At 54.3% G+C, this 20,100-nt stretch carries 18 protein-coding genes; 16 read left to right on the top strand and 2 right to left on the bottom strand.

Going from position 1 to position 20,100, the window contains the following annotated elements:
• Nucleotides 1–73 precede the first annotated feature (73 nt).
• The 6 genes from WB237_RS06040 to WB237_RS06065 all read left to right on the top strand — a co-directional run bounded on the left by WB237_RS06040 (nt 74) and on the right by WB237_RS06065 (nt 7,086).
• The gene (locus WB237_RS06040) at nt 74–688 is read left to right on the top strand and encodes a TetR/AcrR family transcriptional regulator (protein WP_336211442.1); all 615 of its coding nucleotides are present in this window, start codon (nt 74–76) and stop codon (nt 686–688) included.
• A 74-nt stretch (nt 689–762) separates the two neighbouring features.
• A complete protein-coding gene (locus WB237_RS06045) occupies nt 763–1,872 on the top strand; it encodes an efflux RND transporter periplasmic adaptor subunit (protein ID WP_336211445.1) in 1,110 nt (369 codons plus the stop codon).
• The gene (locus WB237_RS06050; protein ID WP_336211447.1) at nt 1,869–4,958 is read left to right on the top strand and encodes an efflux RND transporter permease subunit; all 3,090 of its coding nucleotides are present in this window, start codon (nt 1,869–1,871) and stop codon (nt 4,956–4,958) included. Before WB237_RS06045 ends, WB237_RS06050 begins: the two co-directional genes overlap by 4 nt.
• A gap of 34 nt (nt 4,959–4,992) precedes the next feature.
• Nucleotides 4,993–5,586: a TetR/AcrR family transcriptional regulator gene (locus tag WB237_RS06055; protein ID WP_108089980.1), complete on the top strand. Its 594-nt coding sequence runs from the start codon at nt 4,993–4,995 to the stop codon at nt 5,584–5,586.
• A gap of 73 nt (nt 5,587–5,659) precedes the next feature.
• Nucleotides 5,660–6,259 (top strand): NAD(P)H-dependent oxidoreductase, encoded by a 600-nt coding sequence (locus WB237_RS06060; protein WP_336211452.1) that lies wholly within the window; start codon nt 5,660–5,662, stop codon nt 6,257–6,259.
• A 281-nt stretch (nt 6,260–6,540) separates the two neighbouring features.
• Nucleotides 6,541–7,086 carry a cysteine hydrolase family protein gene (locus WB237_RS06065; RefSeq protein WP_336211455.1) on the top strand — a complete coding sequence of 182 codons (546 nt, stop codon included), beginning with the start codon at nt 6,541–6,543 and terminating at the stop codon, nt 7,084–7,086.
• Nucleotides 7,087–7,152: 66 nt separating this feature from the next.
• Here the strand turns inward: WB237_RS06065 and WB237_RS06070 are convergent, their stop codons facing one another.
• Both WB237_RS06070 and WB237_RS06075 read right to left on the bottom strand, forming a co-directional pair.
• Nucleotides 7,153–7,629, bottom strand: a complete 477-nt coding sequence (locus WB237_RS06070; protein ID WP_336211458.1) for a WbuC family cupin fold metalloprotein — start codon at nt 7,627–7,629, stop codon at nt 7,153–7,155.
• A gap of 144 nt (nt 7,630–7,773) precedes the next feature.
• Complete coding sequence (locus tag WB237_RS06075) at nt 7,774–8,280, bottom strand: MarR family winged helix-turn-helix transcriptional regulator (protein ID WP_336211461.1); 507 nt, start codon at nt 8,278–8,280, stop codon at nt 7,774–7,776.
• A 129-nt stretch (nt 8,281–8,409) separates the two neighbouring features.
• Between WB237_RS06075 and WB237_RS06080 the strand changes: the two genes are divergently transcribed.
• The 10 genes from WB237_RS06080 (at nt 8,410) to WB237_RS06125 (ending at nt 19,914) form a co-directional block, all read left to right on the top strand.
• Nucleotides 8,410–9,570, top strand: a complete 1,161-nt coding sequence (locus WB237_RS06080; protein WP_336211464.1) for an MFS transporter — start codon at nt 8,410–8,412, stop codon at nt 9,568–9,570.
• Between the two features lie 539 nt (nt 9,571–10,109).
• A complete protein-coding gene (locus WB237_RS06085; protein ID WP_336211467.1) occupies nt 10,110–11,702 on the top strand; it encodes an arylsulfatase in 1,593 nt (530 codons plus the stop codon).
• 80 nt (nt 11,703–11,782) lie between these two features.
• Nucleotides 11,783–13,078 (top strand): anaerobic sulfatase maturase, encoded by a 1,296-nt coding sequence (locus tag WB237_RS06090; RefSeq protein WP_129995880.1) that lies wholly within the window; start codon nt 11,783–11,785, stop codon nt 13,076–13,078.
• A complete protein-coding gene (locus WB237_RS06095; RefSeq protein ID WP_129995881.1) occupies nt 13,075–14,079 on the top strand; it encodes an AAA family ATPase in 1,005 nt (334 codons plus the stop codon). Before WB237_RS06090 ends, WB237_RS06095 begins: the two co-directional genes overlap by 4 nt.
• Nucleotides 14,079–14,984, top strand: a complete 906-nt coding sequence (locus tag WB237_RS06100; RefSeq protein WP_336211472.1) for a DUF58 domain-containing protein — start codon at nt 14,079–14,081, stop codon at nt 14,982–14,984. Before WB237_RS06095 ends, WB237_RS06100 begins: the two co-directional genes overlap by 1 nt.
• Nucleotides 14,985–15,425 (top strand): DUF4381 domain-containing protein, encoded by a 441-nt coding sequence (locus tag WB237_RS06105; protein WP_236920731.1) that lies wholly within the window; start codon nt 14,985–14,987, stop codon nt 15,423–15,425.
• Nucleotides 15,418–16,395, top strand: a complete 978-nt coding sequence (locus tag WB237_RS06110) for a VWA domain-containing protein (protein WP_336211478.1) — start codon at nt 15,418–15,420, stop codon at nt 16,393–16,395. Before WB237_RS06105 ends, WB237_RS06110 begins: the two co-directional genes overlap by 8 nt.
• A complete protein-coding gene (locus WB237_RS06115) occupies nt 16,392–17,906 on the top strand; it encodes a tetratricopeptide repeat protein (protein ID WP_336211480.1) in 1,515 nt (504 codons plus the stop codon). Before WB237_RS06110 ends, WB237_RS06115 begins: the two co-directional genes overlap by 4 nt.
• Entirely contained in the window at nt 17,903–18,916 is a 1,014-nt protein-coding gene (locus tag WB237_RS06120) for an oxygen tolerance domain protein (RefSeq protein ID WP_336211483.1), read from the top strand. The genes WB237_RS06115 and WB237_RS06120 overlap by 4 nt, the downstream gene beginning before the upstream one ends.
• Nucleotides 18,913–19,914, top strand: a complete 1,002-nt coding sequence (locus tag WB237_RS06125) for an HAD family hydrolase (RefSeq protein WP_336211485.1) — start codon at nt 18,913–18,915, stop codon at nt 19,912–19,914. Before WB237_RS06120 ends, WB237_RS06125 begins: the two co-directional genes overlap by 4 nt.
• The last annotated feature ends 186 nt before the right edge of the window (nt 19,915–20,100 follow it).

Here is a 20,100-nt window from a genome sequence, read left to right on the forward strand (position 1 = left end):
CAAAACAGCAGGTAACCAAAGTATAAAATGGTCACTCGTTGTCAATCAAAGCCTGTCACGCTAAGCTTAAATAATGACTAAAAATATGAACGCCCCATCAACACGTGGTCCCCTTGACCACTCTGTCAGAGAGCAAATCGTCGAAGCGGCTTTTGAGCACTTCGGTCACTATGGCTATGAGAAAACTACCGTAGCCGAACTGGCGAAATCCATCGGTTTTTCAAAGTCCTATATTTATAAGTTTTTCGATTCCAAGCAGGCTATAGGCGAGGTGATTTGCGCTAACCGTCTGGAATTGATTATGGCGGCAGTGCTTACCGCCATCAATGATGCACCGTCAGCAAGCGAAAAATTACGCCGTCTTTTCAGGGCACTTACCGAAGCGGGAAGCGAGCTGTTTTTCCACGACCGTAAGCTTTACGACATTGCCGCCGTCGCCGCACGCGAGCAGTGGCCTTCGACAGAAAGGTACGCGGAAAGTCTGATGAAGCTTATCGAGAGCATCATTATAGAAGGCAGGCAGGCCGGCGAGTTCGAAAGAAAAACGCCGCTGGATGAAGTCACCCATGCCATACACATGGTGATGTGCCCTTTTATTAACCCCATTCAGTTGCAGTACAACCTCGAAATGGCCCCCACAGCGGCGGTACTTCTCTCCTCACTGATTTTAAGAAGCCTGGCCCCCTGATTTGTGACCATTGACAATATTGGTCACTAGTCAGAGAATGCGGATACCGTCCTGTTATTTCAAAAAGGTTTCCCATGCTCAGGCTCACTTCTGCCCGTGTTGCCGTTTGTCTCCTGCCGTTTGCCCTTGTGGCGTGCGGCGATATTTCCGCGAGTGACGACCCACGCACCAGGCCACCGCTTGTCAGATCGGCCTCCGTTGAGCTTGCGAACGAGTCTCTCCACGCTTTTACGGGGGTGGTGATCGCAAGAACACAAAGCGATTTAGGTTTCAGGGTTCAGGGAAAAATCCTCGAACGCCTGGTTGATACGGGGCAGACTGTCAAACAGGGCCAACCCTTACTGCGTCTGGATCCGGTTGACCTGAGATTACAGGCCCAGGCACAACAACGCGCGGTAGATGCGGCCCAGGCGCGAGCGAGAAAAGCATCCAGCGATGAGGCGCGTTATCGCGGCCTTGTGGCCTCCGGCGCCGTGTCTGCCTCGGAGTATGACCAGATCAAAGCGGCGGCCGATACGGCCAGGGCCGATCTCAGCGCCGCCCGGGCACAAGCCAACGTAGCGCAAAATGCTACGGGCTATGCCGTTCTGCTGGCCGATTCAGACGGCGTGGTGATGGAGACACTCGCCGAGCCGGGTCAGGTCGTCAGTGCCGGGCAGGTCGTGATCAGGCTCGCCAGAGCAGGACAGCGTGAAGCGCTCGTGCAGCTTCCGGAAACGTTGCGCCCTGCCGTCGGCAGCGCAGCGCAAGCCACACTTTATGGCAATGAAAAACACCCGGTCACCGCAACACTGCGCCTGCTGTCAGATTCAGCCGACGCCACAACCCGCACTTTTGAAGCACGGTACGTACTGGAAGGTGCAATGGCGAATGCACCGTTAGGAGCTACCGTCACGCTGAACCTTCAGGACAATAAAGCGGAAGGTCAGATCATGCAGATCCCGCTGGCATCCCTCTATGATGCAGGTAAAGGTCCCGGCGTCTGGCGCATTTCCACCCAACCGGCAAAGGTCGCATGGACGCCCGTCAGAGTACTGAGCGTGGGTGAAGATGCTGCGCAGGTCACAGGTGGTGTGAAGCCCGGCGAGAAGATTGTTGCATTAGGTGCCCATCTTCTGCATGAAGGTGAAATCGTCAGGCTTGCAGTAGAGCGTAATGCGGCCCCGGCGGAGAACACGCCATGAACGAAAATCGCTTCAATTTGTCAGCGCTGGCCGTCCGCGAGCGATCCATCACGCTGTTCCTGATCGTTCTTGTGACGATTGCCGGTATTTACGCCTTTTTTGGGCTCGGACGCGCGGAAGATCCGCCCTTCACGGTGAAACAAATGACGGTGATTGCCGTCTGGCCGGGTGCGACTGCGCAAGAAATCCAGGATCAGGTTGCCGAACCGCTGGAAAAGCGGCTGCAGGAACTTAAGTGGTATGACCGTACGGAAACCTATACCCGTCCAGGTATGGTGTTTATCACGCTATCATTGCAGGACAAGACCCCGCCTCCTGAGGTGCAGGAGGAGTTCTATCAGGCCCGTAAGAAGCTTGGGGATGAATCCCAACATCTCCCGGCGGGCGTCCTCGGCCCGATGTTCAATGACGAATTCTCGGATGTTACCTTTGCCCTCTTTGCCCTGAAAGCGAAAGGCGAACCACAGCGGCAACTGGTACGTGATGCCGAAGGCCTGCGCCAGCAGCTTCTGCACGTACCTGGCGTGAAGAAAGTGAACATTATTGGTGAACAGGCCGAACGGATTTATATCTCCTTCTCTCATGACCGTCTGGCGACAATGGGACTCTCGCCACAGGATATTTTCAATGCACTCAACAGCCAGAACGCGTTAACCGCTGCGGGTTCCATTGAGACCCGGGGTGCACAGATTTTTATCCGCCTGGACGGGGCATTCAATGAGTTGCAGAAGATCCGCAATACACCTTTTGTGGCTCAGGGGAAAACGCTCAGGCTGGCCGATGTGGCAACGGTTGAACGCGGCTATGAAGATCCCCCAACGATGCTGATTCGTAATCAGCATGAACCCGCTCTTCTGCTGGGCATTGTGATGCGTGAAGGCTGGAACGGTCTGGCGCTGGGTAAAGCGCTGGATGCGGAAACGGCAAAAATAAATGATAGTCTGCCGCTTGGCATGTCCCTGAGCAAAGTCACCGACCAGTCCGTGAATATTCGCTCGTCGGTCGATGAATTCATGATCAAATTCTTTGTCGCCCTGCTTGTGGTCATGGTGGTCTGTTTTGTCAGCATGGGCTGGCGCGTAGGGGTGGTCGTTGCAGCGGCAGTTCCCCTGACGCTGGCAGTCGTCTTCGTGGTGATGGAAGCCGCGGGAATCAACTTTGACCGCGTCACCCTTGGCTCCCTGATCCTCGCCCTCGGTCTGCTGGTGGATGACGCCATTATCGCCATCGAAATGATGGTGGTGAAGATGGAGGAAGGTTACGACAGAATCAAAGCTTCCGCCTACGCCTGGAGCCATACCGCCGCGCCGATGCTGGCCGGTACGCTGGTAACGGCCATTGGCTTTATGCCGAATGGTTTTGCCCAGTCGACAGCCGGGGAATACACCAGCAATATGTTCTGGATTGTTGGCCTTGCACTGATTGCGTCGTGGTTTGTCGCCGTGGTGTTCACACCGTATCTGGGTGTGAAGATCCTGCCCAATATCCCCAAAGTGGAAGGGGGTCATGCCGCCATCTATAACACGCCCCGCTATAACCGTTTTCGCCAGCTGCTTGGCCGCGTTATCGCCAGAAAATGGCAGGTGGCTGGTTCTGTTGTCGCCATTTTCATCCTGGCCGTGCTCGGCATGGGGCTGGTAAAAAAACAGTTCTTCCCGACCTCCGATCGCCCGGAAGTGCTGGTTGAGGTACAGATGCCTTACGGCACCTCAATTGCGCAAACCAGCGCCGCAACGGCAAAAATTGAAGCGTGGCTCGGCCAGCAGCCGGAAGCCAAAATTGTCACTGCCTATATTGGTCAGGGGTCGCCACGTTTTTATCTGGCGATGGCCCCCGAATTGCCTGACCCTTCATTTGCGAAAATCGTGATCCTGACGGACGGTGAAACGTCGCGCGAGGCGCTCAAGTTGCGGCTCAGAGACGCCGTCGCCAACGGGCTTGCGCCTGAAGCGCGCGTGCGGGTGACGCAGCTGGTGTTTGGTCCGTACTCCCCCTTCCCGGTTGCCTGGCGAGTCTCAGGGCCGAATGTTGATCAAGTACGGGACATTGCCGATCGGGTGAAAGCCGTACTCCAGGCCAGCCCGATGATGAGAACCATCAACACCGACTGGGGGTCACGCGTGCCGTTATTACATTTCACCCTCGATCAGAACCGCCTGCAGGCCACCGGTTTAACCTCCAGTGCCGTCGCTCAGCAGCTGCAGTTCCTGCTATCCGGGGTGCCGATTACTTCTGTGCGGGAAGATATTCGCTCGGTTGAAGTCATTGGTCGTGCCGCGGGTGAGATCCGTCTTGACCCGGCAAAAATCAATGGTTTTACCCTTGTCGGCAATGCGGGACAGCGCGTTCCGCTGTCTCAAATCGGCAAAATTGAGATTGGCATGGAAGACCCAATACTGCGCCGACGCGATCGTACCCCCACGATTACCGTGCGGGGCGATATCGCCGACAATCTTCAGCCACCGGATGTGTCTGTCGCCATCATGAAACAGCTCAAGCCGATTGTTGACGCCCTACCGCCTGGATACGGTATCGAGATGGCAGGTTCTATTGAGGAATCGGGTAAAGCGACAAAAGCCATGCTACCGCTGTTCCCGATCATGATTGCCCTGACGCTTCTCATCATCATTCTGCAAGTGCGTTCACTCTCGACCATGGTGATGGTGTTCTTAACCGCTCCGCTGGGGCTGATTGGCGTGGTGCCTGTACTGCTGGTTTTCAATCAACCGTTTGGCATCAATGCGCTGGTCGGATTGATCGCTCTTTCAGGCATTCTTATGCGCAATACGTTGATCCTGATTGGGCAAATCGACCATAACCAGAAAGAAGGTCTCGACCCGTTCCAGGCGGTAGTCGAGGCGACAGTCCAGCGGGCGCGACCGGTATTATTGACCGCGATGGCTGCAGTGCTGGCATTCATTCCCCTGACGCATTCGGTCTTCTGGGGAACGCTGGCCTATACGCTAATCGGCGGAACGTTAGGGGGAACGATCGTTACGCTCGTGTTCCTGCCTGCAATGTATGCGATCTGGTTCAGGATCCGCCCGATTGAACAACGCGTGCCGCGTCTCACCGAAAGCGTGTAAACTACCTTCAGTAGATAACTGACCCGAGGAAAGCATGGTAGTTAAGCGCTTAAGAAAAGAGGATCGCCGCGTGCAACTGCTGGAGGTTGCGCGTGGTATTGTCCGCCAGCAAGGCACGGAGGCACTGACGCTCGGTTATCTGGCCGAGCGGGCCAACGTGACAAAACCTATCCCCTACGACCACTTTGGCGATCGTGAAGGGTTGCTGATGGCGTTGTACCAGGATTATAGCGATCGGCAACTGGCGAAATTCCGTGAGACGCTGGCGGTCGACAGCAAAACCCTGGAAAAGACGATCCGCTTTTTCAGCGCTGCCTATATCGACTGCGCGATTACCGCCGGGCCTGAAACCGGGCCGATCGCCGCGGCACTGTCCGGCTCCCGCGCGTTGCAAACGTTTCGGGAAGCCTGCGTGGCGGAATGTGCCGACTGTCTGCGTACCGCGCTTTCCCCTTTTATCGTTCTGAAAGGTGTCCAGGGTGAAGCGGTACTGACGGCCATCATTGGTGCAGCAGATGCTCTCAGCACAGCCGCAGGTAACGGCGCGCTCGCCCGAAATATTGCAGAAGATATGCTCAGCGGTGCCATGTCTGGCGTGCTGGAGACCTACGTGAATAGCACAAAATGATCGCTCGGGGTGGATTGACGCCCAAGTTACTAATGGTAACATAGGCATCAATTCTTACCCATTCGAGGTCGCTATGTCTGCTACAAATGCCATTAATAACGCATTGATCGTGACGGCTCACCCTGTCGACAACTCATTATCCCATTCGCTGGCAACCCATATTGCCGGGAAATTACGTGAGCAAGGTACGCAGGTTGAAATTGCCGACCTGCATGCCGAAGGGTTTAATCCGGCCATGTCTCGTCCCGATCTTGATTTGTATCACGGCGATCCCAGCGCCCTTCCCGACGATATTCTGCGCGAGCAGCAGCGTGTTGAGCGAGCGGATAGGCTGGTGTTTGTCTTCCCGGTGTACTGGTGGTCAGTCCCCGGTCTGTTAAAAGGCTGGTTTGATCGCGTTTTGACGCTGGGCTGGGCATACAAGGTGGCAGAAGATGGCCGGATTGTGGGGAATTTACGTGACGTTCCCGTTCACCTTGTGGCAACAGCAGGCACCGATCTCAGCGGATTCGACAAGCATGGTTACTCAACGGCGATTCAGACGCAGATAATCGAGGGTATTTTCGGCTTCTGTGGATTAAAGAACGTCACGCTCGATATTCTTTTTCAGGCAGATACAGCCACACCAGCTCAGGTTGAAGATTTCCTGCAAGGACTCGAGAGTATTAAATAATAAAGCACAATGCTAACGGCACACCTACTCAAATTAGTGAATTGAAGGACATATATCACCCAAGCTATAACTGAATGGACTTCTTCGCTGAGCGCGAAATAAATAACTCAAGGTCATTATATGTATCAGTCAGTTCAGCCAACATTCACCCTCACCACCACCGACACCCTCGGCGGCGTGAGCGTATCTGTAGCGAACTACTGACAAACAGATCCTCGTTCCCCGCCACACTGGACGGGGAAATCTCTCTCCGTTCATGACGTTATAAATGGAGAAAGAAAATGATTTCCTCTGACAATGCACTCTTAGTTATCGACATGCAGCAGGGCCTCTTCCGGGGCCCGGTTCCCCCCTGGTCCGCCAACACCGTTCTGGCAAATATCCATTTGTTGATAGCTAAAGCGCGGCAAGCGCAGGTACCCGTCTTTTTTGCCCGCCATGTCGGGCCTGATAACGCACCGTTTTCTGAGGAGAGTCCGCTAACAAGCCTGGTGCCCGAACTGGAGGTGAAAGGTGAGCAGGATATTGTTTTCACAAAGCGCTACCCCAATTGTTTCCGGGATACAGGGTTGTTGCGTGAGCTTAATCAGAGAGGCATCAAACAGCTGGCCATCGCCGGAATGAAAACAGAGTTTTGTGTCGACACCACATGCCGGGCAGCACCAGAGCTGGGTTTCAGGACAATATTGATTTCAGATGCGCATACCACAATGGATAATGAACATTTATCTGCCAGTGACATTATTGCTCATCACAACAGCACGCTGTCGGGTCCGTTTGTAGCGCTCTCAACCGCAGAGAACTGGCATTTTGATCAGGTCAGATAAATCAGTTGAGATCCTCTACCGCCTACCCGGCGCTCCTTTCGGTGCGCCGGGTATTCGAAAGATCAATTACAGCGTAAAACCACCGTCACCCACTTGCGCCTGAGCGTACCATTTCATCAGATCCGCAGTGCCTGGCTCGTTTTCGGCAGGTGCCCAGGGGGCTGAATCTTGTTCGGCAACAGGCTGGTAGCCACCGTGTTTTACCTCAAAAATGACCCCGCCTTTATCCAGCGATAACACGGCATGCCAGATCCCTGCGTCCATCTCCAGCACTTTGCAATCTTCACCCAGTACGACACGTTGGGTTACGTTACCGTTGTCATCAAAATTCAGTACTAAAAAGCGCCCACTAAGAGCCGTCAGCAGCTCAAACGTGTGCGGGTGACGATGAGGACGAACATAGGTACCTGGTTCCATGGCAATAGCCAGACGCTGAACCGGATCGCTGAGCTCAGGGTGCAAATTGCGATGAGCGCGTAAGCGAGGGGAATGTGCGGCTTGCTCGCTTTGTTGCTGCAGGTCACTGAACGTAATTTGTTTCATATAAACCTTTAAGAGTGTGGTTAGCTTACGGCAACCCTATTGCCGCAGCACGTTATACCATTCGAAACAGATTATCAGCTACCAGTGGTGGTAATGACATCTTTCCCCTTATTTTTTATTCCCGGTATACAGGCCAGTGTTCAGTCATTTACCTCCCGACTCCTCCTGAGGAAATGTCAGCAGTAAATCCCTCAGCAGTGATTCAAGCTGTCTGTGTTGTTCGCCTGATAACGGTCTCAGTAGTGCATTCTGAGTTTCTGTATGAACGATCAACGCGCGTTCAATACACTCCTGCCCGTGAGGTGTCAGGCTGACGAGGGTACTGCGTTTGTCTTCCGGGTCAGCAATCCGCCTGATAAGCCCTTGTTGTTCCAGGTGATTGAGCCGGTTGGTCATCGCCCCTGAGGTGATCAACAGTGATTTATACAACTGTGTGGGCGAAAGGCAATAGGGTTCACCGGCGCGACGTAACGTGGCGAGCACATCAAATTCGCCCTCGCGAAAACCAAACGCCTCCATGGCCTGAGCTCGCTTTTTTGCAAGATGCTTCATCAGCCTGAGCATTCGGCCAAAAATTTTCATCGATGAGACATCCAGTTCCGGCATGGCACTGCCCCACTGATCAACAACAAAGTCTACGTGGTCTTTCATTTTCACCCCTGATGATGCGGGAATTTATCCTGTTGTGCGGTACATCTTACACAAAAAAGGATTTTATCTTAACGTTAAGATAAATACCTGTGGTGTTTTGCCCAGGCTGCTCACTACCGAAAGGATCTCATGTTGAAACGCACATCGCCTTTACTCTTTGCCGTTATCGCTTTTATCGTCGGGTTGAACCTGCGCCCTATTCTGGCTTCTGTCGGACCGTTGTTTTCAGTACTCCAGCGCGAAGTGGGGTTATCAGCCACGGAATTCAGTCTGCTAACCACGCTACCAGTCGCCATGATGGGGCTGGCAGCATTAAGCGGCCCGTGGCTTTTAGCCAGAGTGGGTGCCGTCCGGGGGATTATGATCGGACTTTTCATCCTGCTCCTGGCCTGTTTATTCCGCGGGTTTAGTGCTTCACTGTCGGGCCTGATGACCACAGCATTATTTGGCGGGGCCAGTATAGGCATGATCCAGGCGTTAATGCCTGCTCTGATAAAAAGGGAGTATACGCAGACGGCCAGCACGGTGATGTCCCTGTTCAGCACGGGCATTATGGCCGGGGCCGCATTAGCCGCCGCCAGTGCTGAGCCGTTATTTTCGTGGCTGGAGCTGAAGCCCGCACTGGCAATGGCAGGCGCGTTAACACTGCTTGCACTGGTACTGTGGCTGACATTGGTTAAGCATCATCACGGGGAAGCACTAGCGCAGGTAACCGTGACACTCTCCTCTTCCCGTACCGGGCTATTGCTGCTCTTTTTCGGTGTGGGGACGGGGGCCTACACGCTGGTTTTAGCGTGGCTGCCACCGCTCTATATTCAGGCGGGGTGGAGCGCACGCAGCAGCGGTTATATGCTGGCCTGGCTAACATTAACCGAAGTTGTCGCAGGATTTGTTGTTTCTGCACTGATTGGTAAATTTCCCGACCGTCGCGTTCCGCTAATCGCTGTTCTGTTGCTGTTGCTGGCGGGGTTAATGTGTCTGGTATTTTCGCCGGGAACTACGCCTGTAATATCAACGTTGCTGCTTGGCACAGGTATCGGCGCCCTCTTCCCGCTGTCGCTCATCGTCACATTCGATCACGCACGAACACCTGCCCAGGCCGGGAAATTGCTCTCTAAAGTGCAAGGTGGAGGGTATATGATTGCGGCGCTCATGCCATTAATTGCGGGGATCGTTCGCGACAATGCGGTTTCACTGACCAGCGCCTGGCTGGTCATGAGTGCGGGGGTCGTGCTGTTGATCCTCATCGCCCTTAAATTTAAACCCGTGTCGGCGAGCCCGATACAGTGAAAGAGATACCAGAATTAAGGGGCATGTTTAAACCAGCCATACCTTAAGTTCAGCACTATTTCCAGGCAATTAACGACTCGGAATGCCTCTGAAGCTAGCATTTTTGCTATCAGAATGTTTTTATTGCCAATGGTACAGAAGTGTCTATATCAACAAGTATTATGTAGAAAATAAGATAATGTCTCTAATTAATCCTTTCAGCATCAATACACAAAATTTCCTTATCAACCTGGGTTAAAGGAAGGCTCGGGCTTTCCTTTCTTTTCCACCCTGCTTTCAATAACCACCTTCAAAGTGTGGTAATAGGCTCAAGCTAAGTCATTATTTATTTTTAAACTTTTTTTCTTTAGATATAGTTATCAACCTGAATTAATCTTTATTCCCGAAGGTTCCCATACAACTAATGGTCTTAGAATGCCGGGAATTTGATTACCCATATTCAACATTCAAACTGAAGCTATTAATTTTCTTCAAAAAAGAATGAAATATTTTTCTCCTGGCTATACTCAATTTGCCATCCTAAAACTGGAGTTTCCCACATGCAAAAAAGTGTCCCCTTTAAAAGGACGATGATTGCCAGTGTGCTGACGTTGGCTGCTGGCGCTGTGTCCACTGTTCATGCTGCACCCGCAACAACAAACGCAGCGGAAAATGCGCCAAAACAAGATTCATCAAAACCTAACATCGTCGTCATTTTTGGTGATGATATCGGCTACTGGAACCTGAGTACTTATAATCAGGGCACCATGGGATATAAAACCCCAAATATCGACAGCATTGCTGCTGAAGGTGCTAAGTTCACTTCCTATTACGCCGAGCAAAGCTCAACGGCAGGTCGTTCCTCGTTCATTACCGGTCAGATGCCCTTCCGTACCGGGATGAGTAAAGTGGGTATGCCGGGGGCGCCGCAGGGTCTGCAAAAAGAAGATCCGACCATTGCGAACATCCTGAAACAACTCGGCTATGCCACCGGCCAGTTTGGTAAAAACCACCTTGGCGATCGCGATGAATTCCTGCCAACTGCGCACGGTTTCGATGAGTTCATGGGGAACCTTTACCACCTGAACGCAGAGGAAGAACCTGAGAATCCGGACTACCCGAAAGATCCAGCCTTCCGCAAAGAGTTTGGCCCGCGCGGCGTTATTAAGAGCACCGCCGACGGCAAAATTGAAGATACCGGCCCATTAACCGTCCAGCGAATGAAAACTGTGGACGAAGAAACGCTGGCGGCCAACAACGACTTCATGGAGCGTCAGGTTAAAGCCGGTAAGCCATTCTTCACCTGGTTCAACACCACCCGTATGCACAACAAAACCCACCTGAAGGATGGGAGCATTGGCGCAACGGGCCTGGGGACCTACGCTGATGGCATGGTGGAACACGACAAGATGATTGGCGAAGTGCTCAAGAAAATTAAAGATCTCGGCATCGAAGACAATACCATCCTCGTGTATACCACCGATAACGGCCCAATGACGGCCACCTGGCCAGATGCTGGCGAAACGCCGTTCCGCGGTGAGAAAAACACCGGCTGGGAAGGCGGTTTCCGCGTACCGGCGATGATTCGTTGGCCGGGCCATGTCAAGCCAGGCACCATCATTGATGGTATTTTCGGCAGTAACGACTGGTTCCCTACCCTTGTTGCCGCAGCGGGCGACAGCAACATCAAATCAGAACTGCTGAAAGGCTATAAAACACCATCCATGACCTACAAGGTTCACCTGGACGGCTACAACCAGCTCGACTACCTCCAGGGCAAAGGCCCGAATCAGCGTAAAGAATTCTTCTACTGGAGCGATGACGGCGACCTGCTGGCTATGCGCTACGAGCGTTGGAAAGTTCACTTTATGATTCAGGAGCATACTGGTCTGGATCTGTGGAAATATCCGTTCACTAAACTGCGTACGCCACTGATCTTTGACCTCGAAGTCGATCCGCTGGAAAAAGGCAGCGACGGTATGGGCTACAACTCCTGGTTCTACGATCGTCTGTTCCTGATGGGCGGCGCGCAGAAATACGCGAAAGAGATGCTGGCGACATTTAAAGAGTTCCCGCCGCGTCAAAAACCGGGGTCGTTCACCGTTTCCGATGCTTCGGCGATGCTGGAACAAGGCTCAAATATCAATAAATAACCCAAGCCTCCGGACAGGCTGTTAGACAGCCTGTCCGTTTTTTTGAGAGTAGTGACGTTTTCTTGTTAGGGGTCTGCCATATGAAGTACAGCACCACACTACCGGTTAAAGCGCTTCCGTCGGCGGAAAAATATGACGGCAAAGGACCAGAATACAAGCGTCGCTTTCATGTGATGGCCAAGCCCACCGGCTCGACCTGTAACCTTGACTGCTCCTACTGTTTTTACCTGCATAAAGAAGATTTGCTGCATCAGGACAGGCATACCGGCATGAGCGACGAGGTGCTCGAGAATTTTATTCGCCAGTATATCGACGGCCAGGACGGCGACCAGGTGGTCTTTTCCTGGCAAGGCGGAGAACCCACGCTGATGGGACTGGAATTTTTCCACAAGGTTGTCAAATTTCAAAAGCAGTACCAGAAGCCTGGTCAGCGCGTCGAGAACGACTTACAAACGAATGGCGTGTTGCTGAACGATAAATGGGCTGAATTTCTTAAAGAACATCAATTTCTGGTGGGGCTTTCCATTGATGGCCCACGAGAACTGCATGACCGCTATCGCGTTACCCGTAGCGGCAAACCGACATTCGACAAAGTGATGGCGGGCGTTGAGGCCCTGAAGCGTCACGGCGTCCCGTTTAACGCACTGGTCACGGTAAACCGCACCAATGCCCGCTTTCCGTTAGAAGTGTACCGCTTCGTCACCCGTGAACTGGGCGCGACCTACGTGCAGTTTAACCCGTGTGTTGAACCGGTCGATTTTAAGCAAACCGCGCCGCAGTTCTGGCAGGACGATGTCATTCCGGTTACCGGTAGCCGCCGTGCGCGCCCAGGCGATCTCGACTCTATCGTCACCGACTGGTCAGTTGATCCTGAAGACTGGGGCAAATTTCTGATTGCCGTGTTTGAAGAGTGGGTCAATAACGATCTGGGCCGCGTGCAGGTCAATCTGTTTGAAACGGCAGTCGCCCAGACCATGGGAATGCCCGCGCAGATTTGTACCCATTCTGAATTCTGCGGTAAAGGGCTGGCGATTGAGAAAAATGGCGACATTTTTTCCTGCGATCACTACGTCTATCCGGAATACCAGATTGGCAACATTGAACACGCCCAGCTTTCGCATCTGGCCTTCTCCGAAAGGCAAAAAGCCTTCGGCATGGGCAAACGCGACACGCTGCCCAACTACTGCAAAACCTGCCCTTATCTGAAGCTGTGCTGGGGTGAATGCCCAAAAAACCGCATTGTGCGCGCACCGGACGGCGAGTTGGGGCTGAACTATCTTTGCCCGGGCATCAAAGCCTTTTTCAACTATGCCGAGCCGATTCTGGTGGGCATCACAACCTTAATCAAACGTGATTTTGCAGGGCTACGCCGATGATAAATCGAGAAAAGTTATTGCAGCTTGAACAACGGATGAATGAACAGGTGCTCGGTCAGGAAGAATTAGTGCGCATGCTGATCATAGCCCTGCTCTGTGATGGACACGTACTGCTGGAAGGGTTACCGGGTCTGGCGAAAACCCGCGCCGTGCGCGAACTTGCGCGCCACGTTGAGGGGGATTATCGTCGTATTCAGTTCACACCGGATCTTCTGCCTTCTGACATCACCGGCAGCGAAATTTATCAGCAAAACGCCACCCGTGAAGAAGATCAGTTTCGCTTTCGCCCCGGTCCAGTGTTCGGCAATATCATTCTTGCCGATGAAATCAATCGCGCTTCGGCCCGCGTGCAGTCTGCCCTGCTGGAAGCGATGGAAGAACGTCACGTCACCGTGGCGGGCAACAGCTGGCCTCTGCCCGGTGTCTTTATGGTACTTGCCACGCAAAACCCGGTGGATCAGGAAGGGACCTGGCCACTGCCGGAAGCCCAACTGGACCGTTTTTTGATGAAGGTGCTGGTGCACTACCCGTCAAAAGAAAACGAACAGAAAGTCATGCAACTGGTGCGCACCGAGCAGCAGAAAAAATATCAACAGCTGACGAACACCGTATCTACTGCACCTGAACAACCCGATTCGCTGATGCTGAGTCAGCAGGAAATAGCCGAATGCTGGCAGGCTATTTCCGCAGTACACGTCTCCTCTACGGTCGAAAACTATATTGTCAACCTGGTGGATTTAAGCCGCCATCCGCATTCAGTTAGCGATACGCTGGCCGGTTATCTGACGTTTGGCATCAGTCCTCGCGGTACGCTGGCTCTGGAACGCTGCGGCCGGGCGCAGGCCTGGCTGGAAGGCCGCGATGCCGTGCTACCAGAAGACATTAAAAAGATCTCTCCGGCAGTGTTGCGTCACCGCCTGATGCTCAGCTACCAGGCCAGCGCTGACAACTGTACGCCGGACGATGCCGTGCGGATGTTGCTTGATGCCGTGGTGGCATAATGAGCAGCGCCATTCGCGTTGACCGCGATACGCTGCTGAAGCTCGCCGCAGATGCGCGAGCCATCGCCAATCCGCCAGGACAGATCCCGCCGGGCGCGCTCGGCGGCGAACGCACATCTCGCCAGCAAGGTCGCGGGCTGAATTTTGACAGCCTGCGCCGCTATCAGCCCGGCGATGATGTGCGACTGATAGACTGGCAAGCCACAGCACGAATGCGCACTCCGTGGATACGGCTGTACAACGAAGAAAAAGAACGCCCCGTCTTTCTGCTGGTTGACCAGCGACGGGATATGTTCTTTTCGACGCGAGTACAGACAAAATCCGTTGCTGCTGCCAAAACGGCCGGGCTTCTGGCCTGGCGCAGCTGGCACGATGGCGATCGTTTAGGCGGCATCGTCTTTGGCGACCGGGACTTTTCCCTGCGCAAATGCCGCGCGCCAAACGCTACGCTCCCCGCGTTTCTCGACGATGTAGTGCAGTACAACCACGCCGTGGCGGACAACTATCCGCATGAAGTCCCCCATTCGCTTTCGCTGGCTGACATCCTGCGCCACAGCCTACCGCTGATTCCTACTGGCTGCTGGGTGGCATTAATCAGCGACTTTCACGATTTGGATAACGAGTGCGATGCGCTGCTGGCGGCTCTACGCCGTCGGGGGGAAGTAAGTGCATTCGTGATGCTCGATGATCTGCATTTGCGCCTGCCAGCGCACGGGCGACTGGCCGCCCGCTATGAAGGACAAGAGGCGGCATTTTCGCTCTCGCCCGCGCTACAGGACGGCATCAAACAGAGCATCACCGCTCGACTTTCGGCACAGGCGTCGCGCCTCACGCGGCTTGGCGTCCAGGTTAAGCAGATTGTCGTCGCCGGGGATCTGCTCCGACAGCTACAAAAAGGGGTTTAGATGCTGGAGAAAGGATTTACGGTACCCGAGCTGGCGGAGCCGGCTCTCCCCGATTCGCCGTCATGGTTTCCCCTGCCCCCGGGATGGTTTGCTCTGGGTGGCGTCATACTGGTCGTGCTGCTGATTTTTCTCATCATTCGTCTCGCCAGATGGCGGCGTAACCTGTGGCGTCGCCAGGCTCTCACGGCTCTCGCCCAACCACACACAGTAGACAGCTGGCTATTGCTGATAAAACGCATTTTGCTGGTTCATCAGCCGCGAGAACAGGTGAGCGGCGCGCTGGATCCTGTCCAATGGTTGCAGAATGTCCCTCTGGATGACGCGCTGCGCCAGCATCTTTGTGAACGCTACTGTCAGCCAGAAAACCAGCTGAGTGATGCCGATACCGCGCGGCTGCGTATGCAGCTTCGCACCTGGCTTGAAGGATTACCCCATGTCTGAATACGTCTCACGCCTCGCCTTCGCCTGGCCGTGGGTCTGGCTGCTGCTCATCCTGCCGCTGGCAGGCCGTTTTGTGATGGCTAAAGAGCGCTCGCTGAAAGAGTATGTCCGGGTGCCTTTTTTACCTGGGCTGATTAATGAACTCCAGCTCAATAGCCAACCAGCCCGCGGCGGAAAGCTATCAACCGGGCTGTTCTGGCTGGTCTGGGTGCTGCTGGTCTGTGCCCTCGCCCGCCCGGAGTTGCTCACTCCGCCCCAGCATATTGAAAAACCGATGCGCAACATCATGCTGATTCTGGACGTTTCAGGCTCCATGGAGAAAAACGACGTTGCGGGCGGCATTACCCGACTACAGGCGGTGCAGGAATCGGTTAAAAAATTTGTGGCAGCCCGCAAATCTGACCGTATTGGGCTGGTTATTTTTGCCAACAGCGCCTGGCCCTTCGCGCCGGTAAGCGAAGACAAACAGGCGCTGGAAACCCGTATCAACCAGCTTGCGCCAGGCATGGCGGGACAACAAACGGCGATCGGTGACGCACTGGGCGTGACGGTGAAACTGTTAGATTCCAGCGGCGATAATGACGCCAGCAAACTCGCCATTCTTCTGACCGACGGTAATGATACCGCCTCACAACTGACCCCACGACTCGCCGCTCAACTGGCGGCCAGCCACCACGTGCAGGTTCACACCATCGCGTTTGGCGACGTGAACAGCAGCGGCGATGACAAAGTGGATTTAGGTCTTTTACAGGATATCGCCCATACCACCGGCGGGCGGGCGTGGACGGCGCAGAACAGTGGCGCGTCGCTGGATGCAGTCTGGCAAGAGATTGACGCTATTACGCCAGTGCAGGTGAAAAGCATCGGCTGGTCATGGCGTATACCGCTTTTTGCCTGGCCGCTTGCCGCCGCGCTGATTTTACTGTTGGCCTTCAATTTGTATCGCGCGTTCAGGGAGAGAATGGCATGAGTGATTTCCACTTCTTATACCCCTGGCGTTTGCTGCTACTCCTCCCCGCCATCGCGCTGTGGTGGTTACCCTCTGCCGGGCGTAGCGCATGGTCGCGCATTATGGATAAGCCGCTGGCGAAAGCATTGATCGTTGGTCGACAGCGCAAACTCAGCCGGGCGCTGCCGTGGCTGGCGATGCTTGGCGTCATTGCGCTAGCAGGCCCTAGCTGGCAACGTCAGCTCCCCGCCGCCCTGACGCCGGAAAGTAATGTGATGGTGATTTTGCAGCAGGATACCGCGATGTTTGCCAGCGATCTGCCTCCCAGCCGACATCAGCGGATGCAGACCAAAATCATGTCGCTCATGGAACACATGCCGGGTACACGTTTTGGCCTGGTGGTGTATAACGCCGGAGCCTGGCTGACGACCCCGCTGACCATCGACACGGCGTTTTACTCGCTGTTTCTGCATGCGCAAACCCCTGCGTTATTACCGTCTGGCGAAGGCTCGGGATTACAGCATGCCGTCTCGCTGGCAATGCACAATATGCCCGTCGCGCCCCGCAGCATTATTCTGGTCGCCGATAATCTAAGCCAGGAAGATGCAAAGTGGCTTAGTGAACAGAACACGCCGCTGCAAATCTGGGTACCGGGAACCGCTCAGGGGGGCGCACTGCCCGAGAAATATGCCGCCAGCGGTACCGATACGCGATTGAACGTTTCGCGTTTTGAACAGGTGCGTGACGGCGGGATCCCGGTCACTCTGGTGACCGCCGATGACGACGACCTGCCCGTGATACAGAGCCACATTCAGCAAAGCGTCACCGCGCAGAACAATGCCCGCAGCGATTTACACTGGCGTAACGATGGCTGGCTGCTGGCGATCCCGATGCTTGCCTTGCTGTTTTTCTTACGACGTCAGCTTTTTTGCTGGATCTTAGTTGCGCCACTGCTGTTCTGGCAGCCTTCAGGGCACGCCGCCTGGCTGGACTCCTGGATAAGCCCAGATGTACAAGGGCAGCACGCGTTTGCCGACGGGGATTACACCCGTGCGGCCCAGCATTATAGCGATCCGCTACGGCGGGGTATTGCATGGTATCGGGCAGGCAATTATCCCGCCGCCACCGCCGCGTTCCGCCAGGCCCAACAAACCCCGGAAACCCTGCTCTGGACCGGCAATAGTTACGCCCAACAAAAACAGTGGCAACAGGCGCTGAACAGCTACGACCGGGCGTTAAGTCTACGTCCGGACTGGAAGATGGCACAGGGTAACCGTGCGAAAATTGCCGCTATCATCATGCAACTGCGACAAAAAGAGCGCGAGAACAAATCTGCGCAGAGTGAAGAAGAAGATTACAAACCCGATGAAATTAAGCATGACCTGAAGCCCCACGAGGGGGCAGAGCAAAAGGATATTCAGCCCATTGCCGGCGGGAACCCGCAGGTGAATCAGTGGTATGAAAATCTGGCCGTTTCGCCTTCAGGGCTACTGGAAAGCCTTTACCGCACCCAGTCAGGAGAAAACCAATGAAGCTTATCTGGTTATTATTGCTGACGGCGCTTCCCTGCCAGGCGGCAATGACGGTCACCCGAGAACTGATCGCCCCCGAACACGTCGTCCCAGGCCAGCCGGTGCGTGTGGCTGTGACGTTCTGGACCGATTCCTGGTTTAACCCACCACCGCAGTGGCCCAGCTTTCCTGTAGAAAATGGCGATATATTGACCGGCGCTTCACCGAATCAACTGCTGACCCGACATAAAGACGGCACCAGCTGGAGCGGGGTGCGCATGGAACGTCAGCTTACCGCCTGGGATCAGGGGAATCTGCGTTTACCCGCTTTCGAAATGACATTAACCGCCTCAGGGCAGGCGCCCGTGACGGTCAAACTACCGGCGCTGGAAACCGCGGTCAGCTGGCCAAAAGATGTGCAGCAGCCAGACCGCTTCCTGCCCGCGTCAAGCCTCTCGCTCAGCCAGAAGGTCAATATTTACCGTAGCGGTGAAGATAAAACACTGCGCGCCGGTGACGTTATCGAACGCGTGGTCACCGCTCGAGCCACCGATGTGATGCCCGCTCAGATCCCCGCCCTGCTTTACGCTATCAACGGCACGCACACTCAACGCCTGACGCCAGAAAACCGTCTGCTGACTTCTGGACGTGGTGATATTGACGGCGCAGAACGTGTGGAAACTCTCCGCTACTTACCGGTTGCTGCTGGCACCATCACGCTGCCGCCGATTAAATTGCGCTGGTGGGATACAACCCATCAGCAATGGCAAATCGCGGAACTTCCCGGCAGCACTTATACGGTTGCCGCTTCGCGTACCGCTGGAGCGGAATCTGCATTAAAAGGCGGCCGCGACGACTTAACCTGGCGAAACGCGCTTATGCTGGCGGGGGGCCTCGGATTACTCGTGCTGATGTTTATTTTCCGCCGCACCTTGCAGCGTAGCGCGTATCACTTATCTCACCGCTGGCACCGATTCTGGCAGCCGCTTTCGCTGCCGGGACAAACCCCGGATAACAGGAGCTCACGATGAAGCGTACGTTAATCGCACTGACATTATGCGCCCTCTGTGGCACTGCCGCGGCAGAGCCGCTTTCGACATGGAACGATACAGCCGCCAAACGCGCCATCGAAGAGTGGGTACATAACACCACTACTCCAGACAGCCCAATGTTCATTCCTGCCGACAAACGCTACGTCGTGTTTGATAATGACGGCACCCTTTGGCCAGAAGCGCCGTTGACGTTTCAGATCCAGTTCGCACTGGATGAGATCAAACGTCTGGCCCCGCAAAATCCAGGATGGTCAGGCGACCCGCTAGTGCAGGCGGTGCTGAAGGACGACATCAAAACCGTCGCCGCTTCCGGTGAAAAAGGGCTTATGCATCTGTTGTCGCTGACGCACAGCGGCATGACGACTGAAGATTTCAATCAGCGTGTCGAAAATTGGATTTCATCGCATAAAGACGCACGTTTTGGCTGCCAGTACGACCAGTTGGGTTACCAGCCGATGCGCCAGCTGCTGGATTATCTGCGGGAAAACGGTTTTAAAACCTGGATTGTCTCCGGTGGTGGTATCGATTTTATGCGAGTACTGTCGCAAAAGATGTACGGTATTCCACCTGAACAGGTGATCGGCTCGTTCTCACTCGGCGAATTCGCATTATCCGGTGATGGGACAAAAATCACCAAGACGATGTCAGGGGCCTTCAATGACGATGCGGCTAATAAGCCCGTAGCGATCCATCTTTTCATGGGCCAGCGTCCCGTTGGCGCATTTGGCAATAGCGATGGTGATCTCGCCATGTTGCAGTACACGGCCGCCAATCCGAATGTGAAAACTTTTGGGCTGCTGGTGCACCATACGGATGCCGCGCGTGAATACGCCTATGATAGTCATCCACCCGCCAGCGGAAAACTGGTTGCTGGATTAACACAGGCAAAAGCGCATGGCTGGACCGTGGTTGATATGAAACAGGACTGGAAGACCGTGTTTGACCCAGCACAGTGCGTTGCAAAACCGGGAGCGTAGGATTTTTAAGCTTGCTCCTTAGCAATAAATCAGGGCTTCAGATGGGAGCCCTTGATAGTTTTGCTGCTGCGTTTTGCTACCCGCCTGGTGGATATGTTGATGGCTAAACATGCGAAAAATCAAATACACCTTTATAGAAAACCCACTTTATCTGGTCATTTTTATCTATAGACTATGAGAATAACA

The sequence above is a fragment of the Enterobacter sp. P82 genome (assembly GCF_037053385.1).
Classification (GTDB): Bacteria; Pseudomonadota; Gammaproteobacteria; order Enterobacterales; family Enterobacteriaceae; genus Enterobacter.